The organism is Rhizobacter sp. P2_H2, from assembly GCF_056403375.1.
Genome location: NZ_JBFUFP010001004.1, coordinates 1 through 1,983, shown reverse-complemented (window position 1 = coordinate 1,983; position 1,983 = coordinate 1). Strand labels below are relative to the sequence as shown.

Below are 1,983 nucleotides of genomic sequence, written 5' to 3'. Positions count from 1 at the left end.
GCCGGGCGGTGGTGCCGGCGATGCGCCTGCCACCGGCGGCAATGCCGGCGAATGAGCCCGGCGCCGAGGCCTTCGTCGGCCTGGGCGCGAACCTGGGCGATGCCCGCGCGACGCTGACCCAGGCGCTGGCCGAGCTGGCCGCGCTGCCGGGCGTCGATTCGCTGCAGGCCTCGCCGCTGTACCGCACGCAGCCGGTCGATGCGCAGGGGCCTGATTTCATCAATGCCGTCGCGCGGCTGCGCACCACGCTGTCGCCGCTGGCATTGCTCGCCGGCCTGCAGGCCATCGAGGCGGCGCATGGCCGTGAGCGGCCGTACCGCAACGCGCCGCGCACGCTCGACCTCGACCTGCTGCTGTACGGCGAGCAGGTGATCGGCCTGCCGGCGCTGGCCGTGCCGCACCCGCGCATGCACCTGCGGGCCTTCGTGCTCGCGCCGCTGGCCGACCTGGCGCCCGACCTCCTCATCCCCGGACGGGGCCGCGTCGCGGCGTTGCTGGCCGGCCTCGACCCCCAACCCCTCTCCCGGATCGACCCATGAATGCCATCCCCGTGTCGGTGCAGACCGTCGTGCTGCTGATCGCGTCGAACGTCTTCATGACGGTCGCCTGGTACGGCCACCTGAAGAGCCTGGCCGACAAGCCGTGGTTCGTCGCGGCGCTGATCAGCTGGGGCATCGCGCTGTTCGAGTACCTGCTGCAGGTGCCGGCCAACCGGATCGGCTATGCCGGCGGCTTCTCGCTGGCGCAGCTGAAGATCACGCAGGAGGTCATCACGCTCGGCGTGTTCGTGCCGTTCGCGATGATCTACATGGGCCAGCCGTTCAAGCTCGACTACGTGTGGGCCGGGCTGTGCCTGGTCGGCGCGGTCTACTTCATCTTCCGCTCGTGAATGTTCCGATGAGCACGGGCCTGGAGCGCTTCCGCCACATCGCGATCGAGGGGCCGATCGGCGTCGGCAAGAGCTCGCTGGCGCGCCGCCTGGCGGCTCATCTGGGGGCCGAGACGATGCTGGAGCAGGCGGAAGAGAACCCGTTCCTCGAACGCTTCTATGCCGACCAGCCCGGCTACGCCTTCCAGACCCAGGTGTTCTTCCTGTTCCAGCGCCTGCGCCAGGTGCGCTCGCTGGCGCAGCCGGGCATGTTCTCGCAGGCGGTGGTCAGCGATTTCGTGTTCGCCAAGGATGCGATCTTCGCGCGGCTGAACCTGAGCGACGAGGAGTACGGGCTGTACAGCCAGATGTATGGCCAGGTCGCGCCGCAGGTGCCGCAGCCCGATCTCGTGCTCTGGCTGCAGGCGCCGACCGCAACGCTGCAGCAGCGCATCCAGCGCCGCGCGATCGCGATGGAGCAGCGCATCGCTGCCGACTACCTCGAGCGCCTGGCCGATGCCTACGCGAGTTACTTCGAAGGCTTCGATGCGGCGCCGGTGCTGGCCGTCAACACCGAGCACTTCAACCCGATCGAGCGCGAGTCCGACTGGCGGGCGCTGCTGGACCGGCTGGCCGGCTTCCAGGGCCCGCGCGAGTTCTTCGACCCCGGCGCGCAGCCCCGGCTGGCCTGAACCGCCCGGCTACACTGCGCCCAGTGAAAATTTGGTGACAGCGCGACGACGGCGCGGCCGATCCCCAGGAGACCCCGATGCTGTTTGGCAAGCTGCTGCCGCGCGAAGGCAATTTCTTTGAGCTGTTCAACCAGCACGCCGCGTTCATCGTCGAAGGCGCGCGCGCCTTCATCGCGATGATCGAGAACTACAACGACCTCAACCTGCGCGAGAAGCATGCGAACGAGGTGGTGGCCGCCGAGCGCGCCGCCGATCGCATCACCGCCGAGGTCAACCGGCTGCTGCACAAGACCTTCATCACGCCGATCGACCGCGAGCAGATCCATGGCCTGATCAACGCGATGGACGACATCGTCGACCTGCTGCAGGACGCCACCGAGACCATGCAGCTGTACGACGTGCGCACGATGACCGAAGAGGTGC

4 protein-coding genes are annotated in these 1,983 nt (G+C 68.6%); all 4 read left to right on the top strand.

Going from position 1 to position 1,983, the window contains the following annotated elements; genetic code table 11:
• Window positions 1-41: 41 nt before the first annotated feature.
• Window positions 42-539 (top strand): 2-amino-4-hydroxy-6-hydroxymethyldihydropteridine diphosphokinase, encoded by a 498-nt coding sequence (gene folK / locus AC1D15_RS29355; RefSeq protein ID WP_465111137.1) that lies wholly within the window; start codon window positions 42-44, stop codon window positions 537-539.
• Window positions 536-889 carry a DMT family protein gene (locus AC1D15_RS29350; RefSeq protein ID WP_047500693.1) on the top strand — a complete coding sequence of 118 codons (354 nt, stop codon included), beginning with the start codon at window positions 536-538 and terminating at the stop codon, window positions 887-889. Before folK ends, AC1D15_RS29350 begins: the two co-directional genes overlap by 4 nt.
• 8 nt (window positions 890-897) lie before the next feature.
• Complete coding sequence (locus AC1D15_RS29345) at window positions 898-1,560, top strand: deoxynucleoside kinase (protein ID WP_477828795.1); 663 nt, start codon at window positions 898-900, stop codon at window positions 1,558-1,560.
• Window positions 1,561-1,637: 77 nt separating this feature from the next.
• The coding region (locus tag AC1D15_RS29340) for a DUF47 domain-containing protein (RefSeq protein ID WP_477828794.1) at window positions 1,638-1,983 on the top strand (346 nt) is incomplete at its 3' end.

Excerpts from the sequence above, each read along its gene's own strand:
- folK (WP_465111137.1), top strand. The coding sequence starts at position 42 with ATGCCGGCGAATGAGCCCGGCGCCGAGGCCTTCGTCGGCCTGGGCGCG.
- AC1D15_RS29350 (WP_047500693.1), top strand. The coding sequence starts at position 536 with ATGAATGCCATCCCCGTGTCGGTGCAGACCGTCGTGCTGCTGATCGCG.
- AC1D15_RS29345 (WP_477828795.1), top strand. The coding sequence starts at position 898 with ATGAGCACGGGCCTGGAGCGCTTCCGCCACATCGCGATCGAGGGGCCG.